Below are 19289 nucleotides of genomic sequence, written 5' to 3'. Positions count from 1 at the left end.
CCAGCGGAACGGCGCCGCCGATCCGGGCTCTCGAGAATCGAAATCAAGGGTGGCCAGTGTGTGCGACGATCAGGCGTCGACCAGCCGATAGATCGTGCGCAGGTACGCCTCGCTTCGCGGCGAACCGATGATGCCGGGACCCATCCTGTTCATCGCGTAGGTGACGGTCATCCGGCGGTCCAGATCCATGACGACCATCGATCCGCCCCAGCCACCCCAGAAACAGATCCGCTCGTCCGGGATGTACGGGAGGCTGACTGTTTGAGGAAGGCCGTATCCGATGCCGAAGCGCAGCGGAAGTCCGAGCACGAGGTCGTTCCCGTTGGACTGCTCCTCGAAAATCAAGTCGATCGTGCCCGGTGTCAACAACGTGATGTCGTCGACGGTCCCGCCGCGGGCAATGACAGACATGATGCGAGCGAGCGACCGGGCGTTGCCGTGTCCGTTGTAGGCGCCCAGATCGGCGCGCCGCCACGACGCGGTGTTCGCGGCGGCCGCATCGAGCTGTGGAGTGCCGAGGGCAAGGCGTGTCGGGTTGTCCTCGGGAAGCACGGTCAGATCGAATGGAAACGGCGGCGGCGGAACGACTTCGGCGATACGCGGCCAATCCGGTTGGCGAGCACCGATCTGGAAATCGGCGCCCAGCGGTCCGGCGATCTCGTCGGCGACGAAATCGGCTAGGGTCTGCCCGGAGACCCGGCGAACGATCTCGCCGAGTAACTGGCCGAAGTTCTGTGCGTGGTATCCGGATGCGGTTCCCGGCTCCCACCGCGGAGCTTGGCCGGCCAGGCGGGAGCTCGCCCGTTCCCAGTCGTAGAGCTCGTCCATGCCGAACGGCGGCTCCCATCCGGCGACACCGGAGGTATGCGAAAGGAGATGGCGGAGTTCGATCCGATCTTTCCCATTGGCTGCGAATTCGGGCCAGTACTCCGCAACCGGTGCGCGCACATCGAGCCGGCCACGGTCGACCAGCATCAGCACCGCCAGGCTCGTGACCGTCTTTGTAGACGACCATACGTTCGTGATGGTGTCGGCCTCCCACGGCCGGGTCCGTTCGCTGTCGCAGAACCCGCCCCATAGGTCGACCACGACATCGCCGTCGACGTCGACTACTACCGACGCGCCCAGCTCCTCCCCAGAGGCGATGTTGCTCTCGAACTCACTTCGGAGCTCGTCGAATTCGGGGCTACAGTGCCCGCGCACGGTCATGACGAAATCCCTTTCGGTACATAGGTGGCATCGCCGAGCAACGCCGCCACCGCGATGGCGGCCTTCGCAGCGTCGGGGTCGTCGCCGGTGATGAGATCGGCGTAGATGAACGATTCGGCGATGCGCGCGATGAGGTAGGCCAGGTCGCGCGCCGACATCGGATGGATGAGGTGGCCGCGGTCCAGTTCCTGTTGCACCACGCGTTCTGCGGCGCCGACGATTTCGTGCTGGACCGGGCTTTCCTTGGTCGTGAGCAGGCGCAACGCGCGTTCGGGTTCCCGACGCAGGAACGTGCGGAAATACGGTGCGTCGATGAGTGCCTGGCCGAACGCGCCCGTCGCGTCGGCGATCCGGGCAGCACCATTGCGCGTGGTCGACGCCACCGCGGCGCGGTATGTCGGCTCGGCGAGCGACCACAGCACGGTCGCGAGCAGCCGGTCGCGATTGCCGACCCAGCGGAACAGCGTTGACCGGTCGACGCCGAGTTCGGCGGCGAGTTTTTGCATGTCCAACCGGTCGCCGACGAGGAACTTGCGGCGGGCGACCTCGATCGCCTGACCACCTCCAGGACTGCTGTGACCGGGACCACTCATGCTTGCAACATACTCACAAATGGTGCAATGAATCAAGCATCTGTTGCATACCCACTCACGCGAGATGCCGCTACTCGGCCCTGGCTACTCCGCGCGCCGACTGCGGGATCACCCGGCCACGAAATCATCATGCGCACCCGGGGGTGGAGGCCCCGATTTCAGTGCGACACACCCGGACTCACCCCGCCGCAGCGTGATAAGTCACTCAATGCTCGACCCACGGACGCTGACGCTCCTCCTCCGTCATCGCCAACAACTCCCGAAACTTCACCCACGCCACCTCATCAGTCGGCGCATACACCTGCATCCACGCATGCTGCACCGTCGGCAACGACGTACTCGTCGAATACATCTCGAAATCACCCACCGCCCAATTACGAAACTGCTTGGTCTTACTACCCGGCACCGCCACATCACCCTCGGCGAAATCAGCGGACGCGATGATCTCGTCGAGAACTTCGGACTCGGGCCCATGCTCGGCTGACAGACCGTCAGCCCACCCCGGAAAAGCCCTGGTCAAGGGCCTGTAACCAGCTCAGAAATGCTGTTCATCTGCCATTTCACGACACATTGTCAGCCCAATCCTCCACAACGCATCCCTTCGCCCTTCCTGACTCGGGTAATAGCCTGGGTCAGTGGGCAAGGGGTCGAAATTCGGATGCCGAGCAGTGATCGGTCTTCACGTGCCGTCGACAGCGACGATGGTGCCCGCTGTTACTACCGTAGCGATATCCTCGAGGTAGTCATCGAGAGGTGAGCAGGATAGTGGTGCTGTTGCCATGGCGTGGATCGGGTGAATCGGTATAGGTCGATGACCGGCGCCGATCCACTCGCAACGCAACGCGACGCGTCCGGTTCGGTCGCGGCGGAACTGGCCGCGGCCGGGTTCGACAACGCCGTGGAGATCGGCCGCGGCGGATTCGGTGTCGTCTACCGGTGCACGCAGGCCGAGCTCGACCGCGTGGTGGCGGTCAAACTGCTCACCGCCGATCTCGATGAGGACAATCGGGCGCGGTTCTTCCGCGAGCAGCGCGCGGCGGGCCGGCTCACCGGTCATCCCAACATCGTGCATGTCCTGCATGCCGACGCCACCGGCAAGGGTCGCCCCTTCCTCGTGATGCCGTACTATCCGCGCGGCTCTCTCGACGCACGGATCCGCAGGGACGGTCCGCTGGAGCTGCGAGAAGCGTTGCGGCTCGGGGTGAAGGTGGCCGGGGCGCTGGAGACGGCGCATCATTTCGGGGTCCTGCATCGCGACGTGAAACCCGCGAACATCCTTTTCACCGACTACGACGAGCCGACGCTGGTGGACTTCGGAATCGCCCATTTCACAGGCGGTTTCGTCACCGGCACCGGCATCGTGACAGGTACACCGGCATTCACCGCGCCGGAAGTGATCGCCGGCGAGTCACCGAGTCCCGCCGCGGACGTCTACAGCTTAGGCGCTACCTTGTTCGCTGCGATCACCGGCCATGCCGCCTTCGAACGCCACAGCGGTGAGCAGGTGATGGCCCAGTTCGTCCGGATCACCGCCGAGCCGGCTCCGGATCTACGGGAGCAGGGCATTGCCGAGGATGTCAGCGCCATCGTCGAACGCGCCATGGGCAGCGACCCGCGCAGCCGCCCGTCCGCCGCGGAACTGGGTGAGCAACTCCAGGCCTCGCAACGCCATCATGGATTTCCCGTCGATGAGATGGCTCTGCATACCCGGCCCGAAGCCGAGCACGAGTCCACGCCACCCACACGCGGAAAGTCTTCGTCGGCAGAATCGCATCGGCGTCGGCCGTCGCCGACTTCTCGACCGGGGAGGGCTCCGTTAGAGCTGACCAGTTTCGTCGGCAGGCGCACCGAGCTGACCGAGGCGAAGAACTCGTTGTCGACCGCGCGGCTGGTGACGTTGACCGGGATGGGCGGGGTGGGCAAGACACGGCTGGCGGTGCGGGTGGCCACCAACGTGGAGGGTGAGTTCGCCGACGGTATGGCTTTCGTGGAAATCGGCGAGGTGCGTGACGAGTCGCTGCTGGCGAGCATCGTGGCGAACGCGCTGGGATTGCAGGACCGGTCGGTGCGGCCGTTGTGCGAGGTGCTCGCCGAGTTCCTGGCCGACAGGGAACTGCTACTCGTGCTGGACAATTGCGAGCAGATGGTCGCCGCGGTCGCCGAGCTCGCCGAATCACTGCTTCGCGCGTGTCCCGGGTTGCGGATTCTCGCGACGAGCCGCGAACCGATCGGCCTCGACGGAGAAGCAGTATTGCCGGTACACCCGCTTGCTGTCCCCGATCCCGACCAGCTACCGAGGAGCCTATCCCGCAACGACGCGATGAGATTGTTCGCCGAACGGGCCGCCACGGCTGTCGCGGGATTCGAGATCACCGACGACAACACGGCCACCATCGCCGGGATCTGCCGGCAGCTGGACGGCTTGCCGTTGCCGATCGAGCTGGCGACAGCCCGGCTGCGAGTTATGTCGCCGGAGCAGATATTGCAGCGGCTGACCGATCGATTCGCATTGCTCACCCGCGGCAGCAGGAGCGCCCCGCCACGGCAACAGACGTTGCGCGTGTGCATCGACTGGAGCCACGACCTGTGCACACCGACGGAACAACGAGTATGGGCCCGGCTCTCGGTGTTCGCCGGAAGCTTCGAACTCGAGGCAGCCCAATACGTCTGTGGCGACGATCCCACGGCAGAGGATTTCCTGGACACGGTGGCCTCCCTGGTCGACAAGTCGATATTGATACGGGAGGAATCGGGTACTGCGGTCCGGTTCCGAATGCTCGACACCGTGCGCGACTACGGTCACGAAAAGGCAATAGCGACCGGCAAATGCCTCCAGTACCGACGCCGCCACCGCGACTGGTACGAACGGCTGGCGCTCGACGCGTATGCCAACTGGCCCAGTAAGCGGGCGCTCGAGTGGATCTCCCGGTTACGTCGGGAGCAGCCGAACCTGCGGCAAGCGCTGGAGTTCTGCGTCTCCGACAACCCTGAAGTCGGGATTCGGATCGCCGCCGATATTTGGCCGTTCTGGTACTCCCAAGGCTCGCTGAGTGAGGCGCGCCGCTGGCTGTACCGTCTTCTGGCTCGCCGCACTGGCCAACTCACCATCGACCAAGCCGCGGCGTTCTACGCCGCCTGCATGATGGCGGCCGTACAGGGTGATCTTCCCGCGGTCGAGGGTCTCGTGCGCGAAGGGCGCCCGCTCGTCGAGCAGACTACCGCCCCCTTTGCCCGCGCACACATCGACCTCGCCGACGGAATTCTCGCGATACTCAGTGGAAAACCTTCTGCCGCACGCCCGTACCTCGAGAAGGCTGTCCAGGCGTATACGAAACTCGACAACGTCTTCTTCCGCCTCCACGCATTGACACTCCTCGGATTCATCCAGGAACTGGGCAACGATACAGAAGGAGCCGTCGAGTACTACGAGCACGCGCTCGCCATCGCCGAAGAGCGCGGCGAAACGATGTACCGGCCATACGTGCTGTGGTCGCTGGCTGTGGCGTCGTGTCGGCAGGCGAACTTCACGCGGGCGACTCGACTACTTGCGCAGGCACTGCGGGCGAGCCGGGCGGTGAACGACCGGACGAACACGAGCATGTGTCTACAAGCATTGGCGTGGATTGCCGCCGACGAGCAGGATGCCGAGCGTGCGGTCGTGTTGATGGCGGCCGCTGAGCAACTCGGCCGGTCGGTGGGCAGTTCGCCGAGCTGGTACTCGGACCTGCTCGTCCGCCACGAAGAGTCCGAGCGCCGGACTCGCCAGGCAATGAGCGAGCAGGCATACGCTGCAGCCCAGAGGAAGGGCGCCGCGCTCAGTTTCGACGCCGCGATCGCCTACGCCCTGGGTGAACACGCCCCTCCCGCACCCGCGGACGGTGCCGGTCGCAAACTGACCAAACGGGAGCGGGAAGTCGCCAAACTCATCGCCGAAGGTCTGACCAATCGGGAGATCGCCACTCGTCTGGTCATCTCGCCACGCACCGCCCAGGGACACGTCGAGCATCTACTGACCAAGTTGGATTTCACCTCCCGGGCACAGATCGCAGCATGGATCGCGGCATCTCAGAACAATGCTTCGGAAACATGAGCGAAGATGACGCGCATGGCTTCCGTGGACGGCACCCGGGAGCCGACAACTGACGCGCTCGTGTTGAAATCAGTAAGCAGCTCCCGGATCCTGGTCATACCGTTCCGTCTCGCCCGCGCTGTCCGTTCTGATGAACTTGTCCGGCGATGAGGATCGCCGCACGCTGCAGGTGCTACCTCGGGAGCGCACCGTCTCCGGCGGGGTGATCCGCCCCGACTCACCTCGATGCCCGGCCAGCCACCGCAGGTACTGCACCAAGGCCCGGCCGGGCCTACCGAGGTCTAGATGACCTTGGCGGCGATCAGCAGGCTCCAGATCTCGCCCTGGTCGACGACCTCGACGCCGAGCTTCTCCGCCTTGGTCAGCTTGCTCTCACCGACTCCCGCACCGGTGATCAGCAGATCGGTGTTCGCCGATACCGAGGACGCCGACGTCGCGCCCGCCTTCTCACACAGGCGTTGGAACGTCGGGCGGGCAACCTTCTCGCCCGAGCGTGGGTCGCTGATAGCGCCGGTGATCACCACCGTCTTGCCTGCCAGGGGCGCGCCGGCCGAAACGACCGGGGGAAGGTCCTCCTCGCGCACGTCCAGACAGACGCCCGCCCCTCGCAGCCGCTCCAGTTCCGGACGCAGGCGATCCAGGTGCGCGACCAGGGAGGCGGCAACCTTCGGTCCGATATCCTCCACCGCCACGAGCCGTTCCTCGCCCGCGTCGGCGACCTCCTCCAGGGAGCCGAATCCCGCCCGGGCCAGGCGAGCGGCAGTGCCGTCGGAGGCCATCGGGATCGCCAGGCCGATCAAGGCGCGGCGCAGGCCGACCTGGCGGCTGGCATCGATCGAGTCGATCATGCGCCCGGCCGAGACCTCGCCGATGCGGTCGAACTCGAGCAGGCGCTGCTTCGTCAGCGTGTAGAAGTCCGCAGGACTCTCCAGGATGCCCGCCTCGGCCAGGCGTTCGATCCACACCTGCCCGATCGCGTCGATGTCGGCCGCCGCCCGCGACGCCCAGTGGATCAGCCTGCGCACCGTCTGTGCGGGGCACGAGGCGTTGGTGCAGAACAGTTCTCGGCTGTTGCCCTGCTCGGTCACCGGCTGTGCGCACGAGGGGCAGTTGGTGGGCGGCACGATTTCTCGCTCCTCGCCCGTGCGTTTGGAGGCGTCGAGAACGCCTGCCACGAACGGGATCACGTCGCCCGCGCGGCGCACCAGTACCGTGTCACCGACCTTGATGTCGCGGGCGCGGATCACCTCTTGGTTGGCCAGCGTGGCCTTCGTTACCGTCGTGCCGCCCACGAATACCGGCTCCAGCCACGCGACCGGGACGATCTTGCCCGTCTTGCCGACGTCCCAGACCACGTCGGCCAGCACCGTGGTCTTCTCCTCGGCGGCGAACTTGAACGCCAGCGCGCCGCGTGGGGAGTTCGACCGAATGCCGGCCGCCGCGTAGGCATCGCGGTCGGCCAGCCGCAGCACCGCGCCGTCGAGGTCGTAGTCCAGCTCGTTGCGACCTTGCTCGATCGCGGCGATCGCCGCCTGCGCCTGCTCGGCGTCGGCGCAAAGCCGCATCTGCGCGCCCGCGACCCCCAGCGCCCGCAGCCCCTCCTCCAGGTCGATCGCGGCGCCACCGACAGAAGTATCCAAGTCGAAGCCGAAGAATCGCAGGCGCCGCTCGGAGACCGTGGCCGGGTCCTTCGCCCGCAGCGTGCCCGCCGCGGCGTTACGCGGATTGATCAGCGGCTTGTCCGGATGTGCGGTGTTGTAGGCCAGGAAGGTCGAACGCAGCATCACCGCCTCGCCACGCACCTCCACCCGCCCCGGGACGTCGATCCGCTCAGGAACACCATCGACCAACGCCCGCACCAGCACGGTGACGTCGTCACCGGTGGTGCCATCACCCCTGGTCACGGCACGCACCAGCCGCCCGTCCTCGAAGACCACGGCCAGGGACAAGCCGTCGAGCTTCGGCATCACCACCACCGACTGGCCGGGGAAGCGGTCGAAGAACGCCGCGACCTGCTCAGGCTTGGTCGCCTTCTCGAGGGACAGCATCGGACGCGAGTGCCGGATCGGAGCGTGCAGCACCGCGGGCGCGCCCACCTGCTCCAGCGGATTCGGGTCGGGCGTGAGGTCGGGGTGCGCCTCGATCAGGGCACGGAGCTCGTCCTCGATCGCGTCGTACTCGGCGTCCGCGACCAGCGGCGAGCCCTGGTAGTAGGCGTCGCGCAGCGCCACAATGCGGTCCGCGAGCTCTTGGATATGTTCCCCAGTTTCCACAGCACCCGACGCTACCGATACCCACCGACACCACCCCGTCGAGGCCAGTGCGACCAGGGTCCGAGTGGGTAGCCCATAATCACGCCACTCGCGACGCGCTGGGGCACGATCACCGCGATGGTGGAGGGGTGAATCCCACCGGCCCCTGCGTGCTGGCGTCGTACTTCACGCCGGTCAGATTCGCCTCGGTGAGGTTCGCGTCGCCACCGCGGCGCGGTATGTCGGCTCGGCGAGCGACCACAGCACGGTCGCGAGCAGCCGGTCGCGATTGCCGACCCAGCGGAACAGCGTTGACCGGTCGACGCCGAGTTTTTGCATGTCCAACCGGTCGCCGGCGAGGAACTTGCGACGGGCGCCGTCTATCGCCTGAACGCTGTAGTCACCGCTGAAACAAACGGCGGATACGCCTGCGGATGCCGACGGCTTCCCGAGTCACTGGCGCGGCGGTTTCGGCGGCCGCTTCGGACGAGGTCACCTGAGCGAATCGCATGTGCAGTTGTTCGCGGACCTGGTCCGGAGTGTAGGCACGGCGACGGCGCTCAGCGCGCACGACCACCACACCGGTCGCGACCACACCGGCCGCGCCCGCCAAACCCACTGCCTTCCACCACCTCATACCGCATAGGCTACGTCCATGACGGGTACGAGCATCAGTCTCGATCGAGCGCTCGAGATCACCAGAACTGGCGACATCTGGCTGTTCCGCGGTCATTCGGCAGCCGACCGTGCGATTCGGATGACGACGAACAGTCCGGTGAACCATGTCGGCATGTCGGTCGTACTCGACGATCTGCCCGCGCTGATCTGGCACGCGGAGCTCGGCCGATCACTGCCCGACATGTGGACCGGAGTCGCGCACCGCGGCGTCCAGTTGCACAACCTGCGCGACGCGGTACTGGTGTGGGCACACCGCTACGGTCAGCAGGCCTGGTTGCGCCAATTGAACCGTCCGGCAACCCAAGAGATGGAAGACAGCTTGCTGCGCACCATCGCCCGACTCGACGGAACCCCCTTCCCTTCCACTGCCGGTCTCGCCGGACGCTGGCTACGCGGCCGAGTACGGCTCCCACGACGCCGATCGAGCCGAGCGGCCGCCCAGGAGCTGGAAAGCGCGTACTGCGCGGAGATCGTGGCCGCGACCTACCAGTCGATGGGACTGCTGCCGCAACACCGAAGCCCCAACTGGTATGACCCCGGACGGTTCTGGAGCGGTGACGGACTGCAGCTCAGTGGCGGCTATGAACTGGGCGGCGAAATAGCCGTGCAAACACCCGCCGGGCCGAGCTCCTGACGATGCGTCGACAAGCTCGCCACCAATCGAATTGTGCGGCTATAGGCCCGTCGGCTGCCTTGCAGTCATCAAGCACATCGGCCGCACGGGTACACCTGGTGGAGATCCAGTCCGTCGCCGCGGTCGCGGCCGGAGTCCACGCTGCTACTGCAGAGGGCCGCACCACTCGCGGCGGTAGGTGGCCCAATCCGCCGGTGTCGCAGCGAAATCGACGTACAGCGCCACACCGAAGGCAGGGCGGCGGGGGTCATTTCGGCTCAATGCCAATCGGATTCCGCGCACCGCCTTCCAGGTCGGCCGTGCTCGAGCCCGCTGTCGGTCCAATAGACAGGGTTGCGGAGCCACCGACAAGGACCGGCACGTCATGACGGTGATCCTCGACGTCGATGGTTCCGAATTGCGGCGGCTCGCGGCGTTCAACATCCCTGATCCGTGGACTCCGCAGATGCCGCAATTGTTCTGCGGACCGTGCCGCAAGGAGGGAGCCGACGAACTCACTCGCAGTTCCAGCAGCGAATCTGCTGGCTGAACGCTGCCTCAGGCCTCGGGTTTAGGTTCCCCGGTAGCTGGTCCTCGGCGAAAGTCAACAACGCTGAAGGCGAAAGACCCTGGCTGGCGCGCGTGCATTCACGGCAGGCTCGCTGTATGAAGCCGTTTTCGATGACGACCTGCGCTATGGCAGGGCCGGTCCATCCATTGCGGATGCGCGCACGCACGGCAGTCGCGACGTTGGCGGGTGCTGGAGCCGGGCTTGCCGCGATGATCGCCGGTTACCGGCTGCTGGGCCGGGAGCGTTGTCTGCACTGGGGTGCCAGCACCACCGAGGTGCAGCGCGGTATGCCCGGCGACGAATTGATGCCCCAACCCGATCTCGTAGCCACCCGCGCGATCACCATTTCCGCCGCGCCTGAGCAGATTTGGCCGTGGCTGGTTCAGATCGGACCCGGCCGTGGCGGCGCATACACCTACGATTGGGTCGAGAACCTGCTCGGATTGGACATGCACAGCGCCGATACGATCCTGCCGCAGTACCAAAACCTCAGTGTCGGGGAAAGTTTGCCGCTCAGCCCGAGTGGACCGCAGATGCGGGTTGCGGTCTGCGACCGAGCAAGCGCGCTCGTGTTCGCTTCCGAGGACGGCAACTGGGTATGGGCTTTCGGCCTGTACCCCGATCGAGCAGGCACGCGGCTGGTCAGCCGCAACAGAATCACCACCGCGAACCGCTCCCTAATGGGCCGGTGGGCCTATCAGCTGCTCATGGAGCCCGCCAGCTTGGTCATGGAACGAAAAATGCTCTACGGCATCAAGCAACGCGTGGAAAACCACGCACACCCCATCGGGGAAACCAGTGCCCCCGATTCGGCCGCAACCGAGCCGGGAGCCGGGTTGCTCGCACCGAGCGTCGAGCAACCCTGACGCGGTGACTTCCGCGGGCAGTGTCGGATCACTGAGCGCGACAACTGGCTCGACATGCTCCGTACAAGCCCTGGCACCGAGATCGAGGTCGCGCCGGTCGCTACCGCGACGGGTGCAGACGAGGACATGCACGCCCGGCCACCTCCCAGGGTGCCGCCGGTTCAGCGCAAGGAAGGTCAACGGAGCGCCCGGGACTTCAGTCGAAGGCTGCGACCATCCCATCGACCGCGGCACCAGCGCAGGTCAGCGCCCCGAGCCGGTCCCCTGATCATCGAACGACCCGAAAGAGCCCTGCCGATACCGCGGCTGAGCAGTGGCAACCCGACGGCCGTCGCAGGGCTCACCGCTGCCCGGCGGTGCCGCCGAGCATGCCTTCGGCCAAGAGCATGCGGTGTGCTTGTTGTGCGGCGGCAGTCATGCGAAGGTCGTCGGTTTCATCGATCGGCAGGCGTTCGATCCCGCCGGCAAGCACGGCGACCGCGTCGGCCAGTACACGCACGCGCTCCTCGAGTTCGCCGACCCGGCTGGCCTCAGATGACCGCGGGCGGCCTTGCGCCTGCGGCGCGCTGCCGTCACCGTCGCCGCCTCTGATCTCGCCCGCCCCGCGCAGCAAGTGGCGCAACGGCATCGGCAGGGCTGAGAAGATGCGGCCGAGCATCCCTGGTGAGAACAGCTCCTCCAGAGCGGCGGTGACCGCCCCGGCGACTTGCGGAACCTTGTCGGGTTCGATTCCCGCCTCGCGGGCGAACTGTGCGACGAACTCACTCGCCGAGTGGTGCACCGGTACGTGGCTCGGCACCCAGCCCTCGTAATAGGTGCCCCGCAGGATCTCGGGTAGCTGGGCCGATAGATGCGCCGAGCTGCCGACGCCGATCCGGTCGCGCACGGTGTGCATCCACGCCCGCATTGCCCGCAATGCATAGAAGCGATCGTCGGTGTCGAGGTGCTCGGCGATGGCGCGCAGCCATATATGCGCGGTTTGCACGCAGCCAGCAAGTGGATCTTCGTGTTGGGACATATATCCTCCTCGGCTCTGGGGCGGGCCCGCTTCGAGAGGCGCGCCGAGGGCCGTTTGCGGCGGTCGTCAGGGCGTGCCAGGGTCGGTGGTCTCGGAGGCTGCGGCCGGAAGGTGCTGTGCGCACACTGCTTCGACGAACTCCCCCACCGTCTTATCGGGCATTTCGCGCGCTAGATCGGCTTCGGTGATGATGCCGACGAGGCGTCCATGATCGGTCACCGGCAGCCGCCGGATCTGATAGCGCCGCATCAGCGCCAACGCGTCGCCGATATCGTCACCGGCGTCGACGGTGTGCAGTCCTTCCGCGCCTTGAGCCAGCTCACCGGCCGTGGTGGTGTGCGGAGTATGGCCCAGGGCAATGCATTTGACGACGATGTCGCGGTCGGTGACTATGCCGACCGGATGCCCTTCCCCATCGCAGATCGGCAGTGCGCCCACATCCAATTGATGCATCCGCTGTGCCGCGGTCTGCATGGTGTCGCGCACGCTGAGACAGGCCACCTCGGAATGCATGATCATCTGAGCTGTGGTCACGGCAGGTCTCCTCTCTGTTCGCCTCGAGTGCAGCCGGGTGGTCGAACAAGGACACCGCCCGGCGTGGTGTCTGTGGTCACTCGCCCGAGGTGATGGACACACGCTTTCCCTGCGGGGCCTGCGTCGTGGTGACCGGGACCGAGACGGTGAGAATGCCCTTGTCGTAGGTGGCGGTGGTGCCGTCTTCGTTCGCGCCCGCGGGCAGCGACACCGAACGGGCGAACGAGCCGTAGCTGAATTCGGTGCGGCCCTTGGTCTCGTGGCGCTCACTGCGCTCGGCTTTGATGGTGAGCACGCCGTCGCGCACGACGACCTCGACGTCCTTGTCGGGATCGAGACCGGGCAACTCCGCGCGTACCAGGTACTTGCCCTCGGTGAGTTCGTCTTCGACCTTGATCAGGTGACCCCCGACGAGCGGGCGCAGGTTCTCCACCGCGGGGAACCCGGTCAGCCACTCGGTCAGGTCGGGAAACAGCGAGTGAGGACGATGTGCAGGAAGCAGGCTCATGATCGGCTCCTGTGCTCGAGTTCGGACCCTCCGATTCGACCAGGTCTCCGATGGTCGGCACTAGGGACTGCCGACCCGACTGAAAGGGCCGTTCGTCCGCCATTGCCGACGCCGCCTCGTCGACGAGTTGACGGCCACCTTCGGCATCGTGGTTGATCGGGCCGGGTCGAATCTGGGCTTCGACCATTTCCTCGACCAGACCGCCGACGATCCCACCACCGCGACGTTCTACGGGCTGCGCATGCCGCCGCCGGGCGATCGCCACCTGCGCGTCGTCCCGATCGTCGCGCCTACGCCGGTGTTCGCCTGGGCGGCGATGTGGCGGCGACGCGTCCCCGACTCGATCGTCAACCGGCTCGCCCGGCCCGGGTCGACGACGATTCCCGACGACGCCTGGCTGCCCACCGCCGACCGGGCGTGGCTCGTCCGCTCGGCGGCGTTCATGCGGCACCGGCCAACGACAGCACGGCGATCGGAGCCAACAGCATCCACTGCGGAAGTCGCAGCAGCCGCCACGGTCCCGGCAGCACGGCCGCGATGACCACGAACACCACTGTGTAGGCGGCGAAGTGGATGGCGGTCAGCAGCGCGACCAGCTCGGTGCCCACCGGTTCGGCCGCCGCCAATACGATCAGGGTGAGCGCGGCGAGCACGAGATCGACACTGACCCAATGCCATACGACGTGCAGTGTCCGCTTGGGGACGTCCGGCAGCGCGCTGTCCAGCAGCGGACGCACCGGGTCGACGTGTCCGGCGACGACGTGCACTGCCGCCACCGCGGCCGCGGCGACGCCCGCAGCCATCAACCAGACGTTCATCGCGCACCGATCCCAGCGGTCACGATGCGGCCGAGCTGCTCGGCCAATGCCTCGGTCACCGGCTCACCGAGCAGCCCCAGGTGAAAGAACACCGCACCGGCCAACGTGTCGAGCACCAACTCGACATCGACCTCGCCATCGAGCTCCCCGCGCGCTCGGGCCCGATCGAAGATCTCCACCATTCGCCCCTTGGCCGGGGCCAGGAACGCGCTACGCACCTGCGCACGCAGCTGCGGATCGGCGGCGAAATCGGCCAGCAACCCCGGCAGCGCGGCCACCGCGGCCGGTGTGCTGAACTCCGCGATCAACGCCGCAGCTACGGCGGTGACATCGCCGCGCAACGTCCCGGTGTCGGGCACCGGGCCCGTGTCGACGGTCGTGAACAGCGCCTCATAGATCAGTTCCGGTTTGCCGGACCAGCGGCGATAGATCGCGTCCTTACCCACCCCCGCCCGCGTCGCGATCGCGGTCACCGAGGCCGCGGCATATCCGAGTTCGATCACCAGCCCTTCGGCTGCATCGAGAATCGCACGGTGCGTGCGCTGGTCGCGCGGCCGCCCGGCTGAGGTCTGCGTGCTCATACAAATACAATACGGGTCTACCCGTTTTGTAAGCAATGGTGTCCTGTCCCACCTCGACGAGCAGCCACGAGAACCGCTCCTGGGGCCGATACGCGAGTCGATCAGCCGCCATCCGGTGCAATGGGCACGCTATGGGCTGGCGATCGGCGTGATCACAGGCTTGGGCAGTCTCCCCGACGCCCAGTACGGCGGAGCCGCGGCACGCGCCTGCCTCTCGATCAGCGGGCGTCGTCCGGCTCCTCCCCGGACGGCCCAGTGGAGGCACCCAGAAGCAGCACACGCAGGGCGTCGGGGAAGGGGGTGCACACATGTTCCAGCTCACCGGGAGAGAGCAGCTCGCGCATGGCGTCCGACACCAACCACACCAACCCGTATGCCTCGTCCTCACTCACCCCGGCTGCCTGCCCGAATTGCCGGAGAAACGACGAAGGATCGTGTGCGACCGGTACGTGGGCGGGCACCCACCCCTCGAAGAAGATGCCGCGCAACAACTCCGGCAGTTGCGCGCTCACGTGTGCCGCGCTTCCCACGTCGAGCCGATCGCGGACGGTATGCAGCCACGCTCGCGTCAGTCGGTATGCGAATGCGCGGTCTTCGGTGGCCAGGTCCTCTGTGATCCGCCGTAGCCATACGTGCGCGGTGTGCAATGCGGGAGCGAAAGGGTCGTGCGGGTGCGCCATGATGTGTCCTTCGTTTCGGCCAAGGCTAGGAGACGGTGGACGCTGCACGCGCCTGTCGAAGGTCCTCGACCCGTTGGGTCCAACGACCGTTCGTGGGTACCGGTGCTCGTCACTGCTCAGCGCCGACAGGCGGCCACTGGCGTCGAATCGTTGTGTTGGATCGGCTGGTTCGCGCGCTGCTCGAGGCGTCGACCGATTCCCATGATCACGATGTGGTGAGGGCGGCGGAGTGCTCCATACAGAAAGGCGCGGATCACCGGAACCTTCTACGGAACACCCGTGACCAAGCCTGAGGTCCTCGCACTGTGGTGTTTCGGTGACCGGCGCAGCCTCGGGATCCGGGTGCTCAGTGGTCACGGACGACGATCAAGGGGGTTTCGACCGAGTGCAGCAGGGCGTTGCTGGTGGAGCCGAGGAGCATGCCGGCGAAGCCGCCGCGGCCGTGGCTGCCGACGACAACGAGTTGGGCGCGGGCGGATTCGTCGAGCAAGGACCGCACGGGCCGGTCGGCGGTCACGATCCGGTGGACCTTGACCTCGGGGTGGCGTTCGCTGGTGCCTGCCAGGCTCTCGGCGAGCACGGCGGCCGCCGACTCGCGGGCGGCGTCCCATCCATTGACCGGCAGCGACGGGCCGCTGGTGTCGCTCCACGCGTGCAGGGCGATGAGCTCGACCTCGCGACGGGCGGCTTCTTCGAAGGCCAGTTCCAGGGCGGGCATGCTGTTTTCGGTGCCGTCGACGCCGACCAGGACGGGCTGTTCGGCCGAGACGGGGTCGATCGCGGCGCTGGTGTGGATGACCGTGACCGGACAATGGGCGTGGTGGGTGAGCGCGGTACTGACCGAGCCGAGAATTCCGCGCTGGAACGCGCCGATGCCGCGGCTGCCCACCACCAGCATCCTGGCCTGTCGCGAGCGTTCGATCAGGGTCGGGATGACCGGATCGAAACTGACCTCGGTATCGATGAGCAGGTATTTGCCGGGCGCGGCGGCGCGAGCGATCCGCGTGGCCGCCTCCACGATGCGTTGCCCCTCGGCGCGCAGCGACTCCAGATGGGTTTCGGTCACGGTGGGTGCCGGACCGTACCCGCCAGGGGTCGCCATCGAGGTGAAGAGGCGCAGCCGGCAGCCGTGCAGGGTCGCTTTTACCGCGGCCCATGCCGCGGCCTGATGGGAACTGGCCGACCCGTCGACGGCGACGAGCACCGGCGCGTTGGACTGAGGTGCGTGTGTGGAAGTGCCTTCTACCATGACCTGTCCTTTCGACGCCACGATCATCGATGAGCTCGCGGAGAAATACCCGATACCCCGGTGTCGACACCGCCGGTGCACCCCGCAGATCGTTGCGCGAGATCGGGTTGCTCGACGCTGCGAGTGTCGCGGACCTCGATCGGCACCGAGCGTCTGGGTAGCGGCAACCGGGCGCAGCCTTGCTGCCAGATGCGGTCGACCACGGCGACGACGGTTGCCGCAACCGCGACCCACAACGGGACCACGAACAATGCCATCAGCGCCGGCATCCACCACGGCCGACCGCCGCCACTCCATTGCCTCACTGGCCGTCCTCCCCTACCCGACGGTTCATCTGCCGCCAGCGGATGGCCCAATCCCGACTGCGGCGCCGCGCCAGCAGCCTTCCCGTAGTGGTGACCAGCGCCCAGGCGCCCAACCAGCTGCCTATCAGCACGAGCGCACCGACGCCTATCCCGGTCACCGCTGCGGCCTCGGAGCTGCGGGGTTCCGTGGTGGGAGTCCCGTCGGGTCCGAGCCAGACGGTGAGGTGATCGCCTCGCGCCACGCTGCGCGGCACCGCGATTCGGGCGTTTGCCGCGGCGCCGCGGGAAACCCATTGCACAGTCGCCTCGCAGCGAGTGGGCCCGGTCTGCACCGGATCGGTGATGACCATCGCGTCGACGCGCGCCAGAATTGCGCGTTGCGCTGCGATCTGGCCAGCGCTGTCGGTGTAGGTGATGGTGGCCAGCGCACCCGCAAGAGGTACGGCGAACAGCCCTGCGAGCACGGCGAGGACCCTGATTGTGGTGTCGAGCCGGTCGCCGGCGCGCAGCAAAGGGTTGGGATTCCATGGCCGTCGCGCCCACAGACCCGCCACACCGATCCGGCAGCGATCCCAGGCTAACGACTCGAACCGGGTCACCGTCGTTCGCTTGTCCCTGGTGCTGTAGCCCATGGGTCGAGCATCACCCGCCGGCGAGTTCATCGGGCAGGGCAGAAGGTCATTGAGCCCGGGGCCGACCGGCTCTGCGGCCGACCCGCCAGCGCGCGGTGCGGACCTGGGCCATCGCATGCGACTCCAGGGTGTCGACCGCGCCGGGCACGCGGGTGGGCAGGCGGAGTACCGCGATGTCGTGCGCATCGCCCGGGGCATTGCCGGCCGCGTAGGCGAGCGATGCCGGGGACCGCCTGGCCACCACCCCGATAGCGGAGGAATCACGATGTAGTGGCTGGTGAGCGAGGCGGCGGGGACTATGCGGGTTGCTGCCGTGAGACTTGCTGCGGCTCAGCACGTCCGGTTGTGGACCGAGTCTCGTAGTCCGACTTACCCTCGATATGAGCCGATGTTCGAACTGGTACGGGGGCTTTGATGAACGAGCGCTGGCAACGCGAGGAGTGGCAACGACTCTCTGAGCAGCGCGAGCAGGATGAGCGGATGCGCGAGCAGCGTGACCAATCAGGACCCTCCTGACCGGCCCCTGCCCCGGCCGCCACGACCCTGCCGCGCGACCGGATGCGCTGGTCCCTCGAACGCCGTCCCCAGGTCTGCGCCATCGCCGCATGTCGTCGTGGGGTGGCACGGTCATTTCACCCCGTCCGGATTGGGGAAGGCCATTACTGTTGACCTTGTTAGGGCCCTCCGGCCCCGTGTTCGGTGACCGGTGGACCTAGCCGGTCGACAGGTGTGTGACGCACGCTCAGGATGCTCGATCGGCTCCGTGCGGTCGAGCTCGAGACGACACGAGTGACAGGTCCGGCGACGATGACTTCAACACCTTCTACAGCCCAGTCCGATTCCACCGCCGCCAACGAGCCCCGCAACGCCCGTGCAGAGGCCAACCCCGGTAGGCAACGTGCGCTGATGTTGGCCTTGGCCACGATCGGGTTCGCGGTCAATTTCTGGGCGTGGGCGTTGTTGAGCCCATTGGGGCCGATGTTTCAGGATGCGCTGGGGCTGAGCTCCTTCGAGCAGGCGTTACTGGTCGCGGTGCCGGTGGTGGTCGGGTCGGTAGGCCGAATCCCGGTGGGCGCGTTGACCGATCGGTTCGGCGGGCGGGTCATGTTTCCGCTGATCTCGGTGATCACGATCGTTCCCGTGTTGTTCATCGGGCTGATCGGGCACTCCTCGTTGGCGGCGCTGCTGATCGGCGGATTCTTCCTCGGCCTGGGCGGCACCACCTTCGCCATCGGTGTGCCGTTCGTCAACGCCTGGTTTCCGCCGCAACGGCGCGGGTTGGCGATCGGGATCTTCGGCGCCGGCATGGGCGGCACCGCGATCAGCGCCCTGACCACTGTCCGGCTGGTCGACTGGGGCACCACGGCGACGCCGTTCCTGGTGACCGCGGCGGTGCTGGCGATCTACGCGCTGGCGGCCGGGTTGTGGTTGCGCGATGCCCCGGGCCGGTCGGTGCCTGCGCAATCGTTGGGTCGTCGTCTCGCCGGTACCGTGCGATTGCCGCTGACGTGGCAGGCCTCGGCGTTGTATGCGGTGGCTTTCGGTGGGTACGTGGCGTTTTCGGTGTATCTGCCCACCTATCTGAAAGCCGTCTACGGGCTCACCCAAGCCGACGCCGCCAACCGCATGGCCGGATTCGTGCTGCTGGCGGTGGTGATGCGCCCGGTCGGTGGCTGGCTGTCCGACCACGTCGGACCGGTCCGGGTGCTGGCAGTGGGGTTGGCGGTGGTGACCGCCGCCGCAGCCGTGCAGGCGTTCTCCCCCGCTCTGATGCCGGTGGCCACGATGGCGTTTCTGTCCATGGCTGCGGCGCTGGGCGCGGGCAGCGGCGCGGTGTTCGCCTTGGTCGCGCTGCTCGCCCCGGCAGACAAGGTCGGGTCGGTGACCGGTGTCGTCGGCGCCGCCGGAGGGCTCGGCGGGTTCGTGCCGCCACTGATCATGGGCGCCCTCTTCGGCGCGCTGGGGTCGTATGCGCTCGGCTTGGCGGCACTGGCGGCCGTTGCCGCGGCCACCCTCGCATTCACCGTGACCATCGTGCGCCGCTCGGTGCGCGCCCACACTCCCGCTTGAACTGCCCTCTGCCCTGATCGAG

At 66.9% G+C, this 19289-nt stretch carries 20 protein-coding genes; 5 read left to right on the top strand and 15 right to left on the bottom strand.

Translation table 11 applies throughout. The features are described from left to right. Positions 1-69: 69 nt before the first annotated feature. The 3 genes from NL1_RS02670 to NL1_RS02660 form a co-directional block, all read right to left on the bottom strand. Positions 70-1209, bottom strand: a complete 1140-nt coding sequence (locus tag NL1_RS02670; protein WP_067833856.1) for a serine hydrolase domain-containing protein — start codon at positions 1207-1209, stop codon at positions 70-72. Beyond that, a complete protein-coding gene (locus tag NL1_RS02665; RefSeq protein ID WP_067833853.1) occupies positions 1206-1802 on the bottom strand; it encodes a QsdR family transcriptional regulator in 597 nt (198 codons plus the stop codon). Before NL1_RS02665 ends, NL1_RS02670 begins: the two co-directional genes overlap by 4 nt. 205 nt (positions 1803-2007) lie before the next feature. Next, positions 2008-2322: a hypothetical protein gene (locus tag NL1_RS02660; RefSeq protein ID WP_067833850.1), complete on the bottom strand. Its 315-nt coding sequence runs from the start codon at positions 2320-2322 to the stop codon at positions 2008-2010. Between the two features lie 291 nt (positions 2323-2613). Between NL1_RS02660 and NL1_RS02655 the strand changes: the two genes are divergently transcribed. Next, the gene (locus tag NL1_RS02655) at positions 2614-5892 is read left to right on the top strand and encodes a protein kinase domain-containing protein (protein WP_067833847.1); all 3279 of its coding nucleotides are present in this window, start codon (positions 2614-2616) and stop codon (positions 5890-5892) included. A 281-nt stretch (positions 5893-6173) separates the two neighbouring features. On the opposite strand, the gene ligA is transcribed toward NL1_RS02655, so the two are convergent. Together ligA and NL1_RS02645 are read right to left on the bottom strand one after the other, a co-directional pair. Further along, positions 6174-8165, bottom strand: a complete 1992-nt coding sequence (ligA, locus tag NL1_RS02650) for an NAD-dependent DNA ligase LigA (RefSeq protein WP_067833844.1) — start codon at positions 8163-8165, stop codon at positions 6174-6176. A gap of 379 nt (positions 8166-8544) precedes the next feature. Continuing rightward, positions 8545-8781, bottom strand: a complete 237-nt coding sequence (locus NL1_RS02645) for a hypothetical protein (RefSeq protein ID WP_067833841.1) — start codon at positions 8779-8781, stop codon at positions 8545-8547. Positions 8782-8799: 18 nt separating this feature from the next. Here NL1_RS02645 and NL1_RS02640 point away from each other — a divergent pair, with 18 nt between their 5' ends. The 3 genes from NL1_RS02640 to NL1_RS02635 all read left to right on the top strand — a co-directional run bounded on the left by NL1_RS02640 (position 8800) and on the right by NL1_RS02635 (position 10872). Beyond that, positions 8800-9456 carry a hypothetical protein gene (locus tag NL1_RS02640; protein WP_067833838.1) on the top strand — a complete coding sequence of 219 codons (657 nt, stop codon included), beginning with the start codon at positions 8800-8802 and terminating at the stop codon, positions 9454-9456. Positions 9457-9820: 364 nt separating this feature from the next. Next, a complete protein-coding gene (locus NL1_RS37165; RefSeq protein ID WP_156094615.1) occupies positions 9821-9985 on the top strand; it encodes a hypothetical protein in 165 nt (54 codons plus the stop codon). A gap of 116 nt (positions 9986-10101) precedes the next feature. Next, positions 10102-10872, top strand: a complete 771-nt coding sequence (locus NL1_RS02635) for an SRPBCC family protein (protein WP_174553385.1) — start codon at positions 10102-10104, stop codon at positions 10870-10872. 340 nt (positions 10873-11212) lie between these two features. Here the strand turns inward: NL1_RS02635 and NL1_RS02630 are convergent, their stop codons facing one another. The 10 genes from NL1_RS02630 to NL1_RS38885 all read right to left on the bottom strand — a co-directional run bounded on the left by NL1_RS02630 (position 11213) and on the right by NL1_RS38885 (position 17441). Beyond that, positions 11213-11890: a DUF2267 domain-containing protein gene (locus NL1_RS02630; protein WP_067833832.1), complete on the bottom strand. Its 678-nt coding sequence runs from the start codon at positions 11888-11890 to the stop codon at positions 11213-11215. A 66-nt stretch (positions 11891-11956) separates the two neighbouring features. Then, positions 11957-12424 (bottom strand): CBS domain-containing protein, encoded by a 468-nt coding sequence (locus NL1_RS02625; RefSeq protein WP_067833829.1) that lies wholly within the window; start codon positions 12422-12424, stop codon positions 11957-11959. A gap of 76 nt (positions 12425-12500) precedes the next feature. Further along, positions 12501-12932, bottom strand: a complete 432-nt coding sequence (locus NL1_RS02620) for an Hsp20/alpha crystallin family protein (RefSeq protein ID WP_067833826.1) — start codon at positions 12930-12932, stop codon at positions 12501-12503. A gap of 228 nt (positions 12933-13160) precedes the next feature. Next, positions 13161-13376, bottom strand: coding sequence for a hypothetical protein (locus tag NL1_RS02615; RefSeq protein WP_067833823.1), 216 nt, complete (start codon positions 13374-13376; stop codon positions 13161-13163). Continuing rightward, on the bottom strand, positions 13373-13750 hold the full coding sequence (locus NL1_RS02610) for a hypothetical protein (RefSeq protein WP_067833819.1): 378 nt from the start codon (positions 13748-13750) through the stop codon (positions 13373-13375). The genes NL1_RS02615 and NL1_RS02610 overlap by 4 nt, the downstream gene beginning before the upstream one ends. Next, a complete protein-coding gene (locus NL1_RS02605) occupies positions 13747-14331 on the bottom strand; it encodes a TetR/AcrR family transcriptional regulator (RefSeq protein ID WP_067833817.1) in 585 nt (194 codons plus the stop codon). Before NL1_RS02605 ends, NL1_RS02610 begins: the two co-directional genes overlap by 4 nt. Before the next feature lie 218 nt (positions 14332-14549). Continuing rightward, positions 14550-15011 carry a DUF2267 domain-containing protein gene (locus NL1_RS02600; protein WP_067833814.1) on the bottom strand — a complete coding sequence of 154 codons (462 nt, stop codon included), beginning with the start codon at positions 15009-15011 and terminating at the stop codon, positions 14550-14552. A 346-nt stretch (positions 15012-15357) separates the two neighbouring features. Beyond that, complete coding sequence (locus NL1_RS02595) at positions 15358-16260, bottom strand: universal stress protein (RefSeq protein WP_067833811.1); 903 nt, start codon at positions 16258-16260, stop codon at positions 15358-15360. A gap of 301 nt (positions 16261-16561) precedes the next feature. Next, a complete protein-coding gene (locus NL1_RS02585) occupies positions 16562-17197 on the bottom strand; it encodes an Rv1733c family protein (RefSeq protein ID WP_067833805.1) in 636 nt (211 codons plus the stop codon). 46 nt (positions 17198-17243) lie between these two features. Then, the gene (locus NL1_RS38885; RefSeq protein ID WP_067833802.1) at positions 17244-17441 is read right to left on the bottom strand and encodes a hypothetical protein; all 198 of its coding nucleotides are present in this window, start codon (positions 17439-17441) and stop codon (positions 17244-17246) included. A gap of 563 nt (positions 17442-18004) precedes the next feature. Here NL1_RS38885 and NL1_RS02575 point away from each other — a divergent pair. After that, positions 18005-19267 carry an MFS transporter gene (locus tag NL1_RS02575; protein WP_084510251.1) on the top strand — a complete coding sequence of 421 codons (1263 nt, stop codon included), beginning with the start codon at positions 18005-18007 and terminating at the stop codon, positions 19265-19267. Positions 19268-19289: the final 22 nt, after the last annotated feature.

Source organism: Nocardia lijiangensis NBRC 108240 (assembly GCF_001613045.1).
Lineage (GTDB): Bacteria > Actinomycetota > Actinomycetes > Mycobacteriales > Mycobacteriaceae > Nocardia > Nocardia lijiangensis.
This window is presented reverse-complemented; position numbering and strand designations above follow the sequence as displayed.

Coding starts and splice junctions, on each gene's coding strand:
- NL1_RS02670 (WP_067833856.1), bottom strand. CDS start 1,209: ATGACCGTGCGCGGGCACTGTAGCCCCGAATTCGACGAGCTCCGAAGT.
- NL1_RS02665 (WP_067833853.1), bottom strand. CDS start 1,802: ATGAGTGGTCCCGGTCACAGCAGTCCTGGAGGTGGTCAGGCGATCGAG.
- NL1_RS02655 (WP_067833847.1), top strand. CDS start 2,614: ATGACCGGCGCCGATCCACTCGCAACGCAACGCGACGCGTCCGGTTCG.
- NL1_RS02645 (WP_067833841.1), bottom strand. CDS start 8,781: ATGAGGTGGTGGAAGGCAGTGGGTTTGGCGGGCGCGGCCGGTGTGGTC.
- NL1_RS02640 (WP_067833838.1), top strand. CDS start 8,800: ATGACGGGTACGAGCATCAGTCTCGATCGAGCGCTCGAGATCACCAGA.
- NL1_RS37165 (WP_156094615.1), top strand. CDS start 9,821: ATGACGGTGATCCTCGACGTCGATGGTTCCGAATTGCGGCGGCTCGCG.
- NL1_RS02635 (WP_174553385.1), top strand. CDS start 10,102: ATGAAGCCGTTTTCGATGACGACCTGCGCTATGGCAGGGCCGGTCCAT.
- NL1_RS02630 (WP_067833832.1), bottom strand. CDS start 11,890: ATGTCCCAACACGAAGATCCACTTGCTGGCTGCGTGCAAACCGCGCAT.
- NL1_RS02620 (WP_067833826.1), bottom strand. CDS start 12,932: ATGAGCCTGCTTCCTGCACATCGTCCTCACTCGCTGTTTCCCGACCTG.
- NL1_RS02615 (WP_067833823.1), bottom strand. CDS start 13,376: ATGAACGCCGCCGAGCGGACGAGCCACGCCCGGTCGGCGGTGGGCAGC.
- NL1_RS02610 (WP_067833819.1), bottom strand. CDS start 13,750: ATGAACGTCTGGTTGATGGCTGCGGGCGTCGCCGCGGCCGCGGTGGCG.
- NL1_RS02605 (WP_067833817.1), bottom strand. CDS start 14,331: ATGAGCACGCAGACCTCAGCCGGGCGGCCGCGCGACCAGCGCACGCAC.
- NL1_RS02600 (WP_067833814.1), bottom strand. CDS start 15,011: ATGGCGCACCCGCACGACCCTTTCGCTCCCGCATTGCACACCGCGCAC.
- NL1_RS02595 (WP_067833811.1), bottom strand. CDS start 16,260: ATGGTAGAAGGCACTTCCACACACGCACCTCAGTCCAACGCGCCGGTG.
- NL1_RS02585 (WP_067833805.1), bottom strand. CDS start 17,197: ATGGGCTACAGCACCAGGGACAAGCGAACGACGGTGACCCGGTTCGAG.
- NL1_RS02575 (WP_084510251.1), top strand. CDS start 18,005: ATGACTTCAACACCTTCTACAGCCCAGTCCGATTCCACCGCCGCCAAC.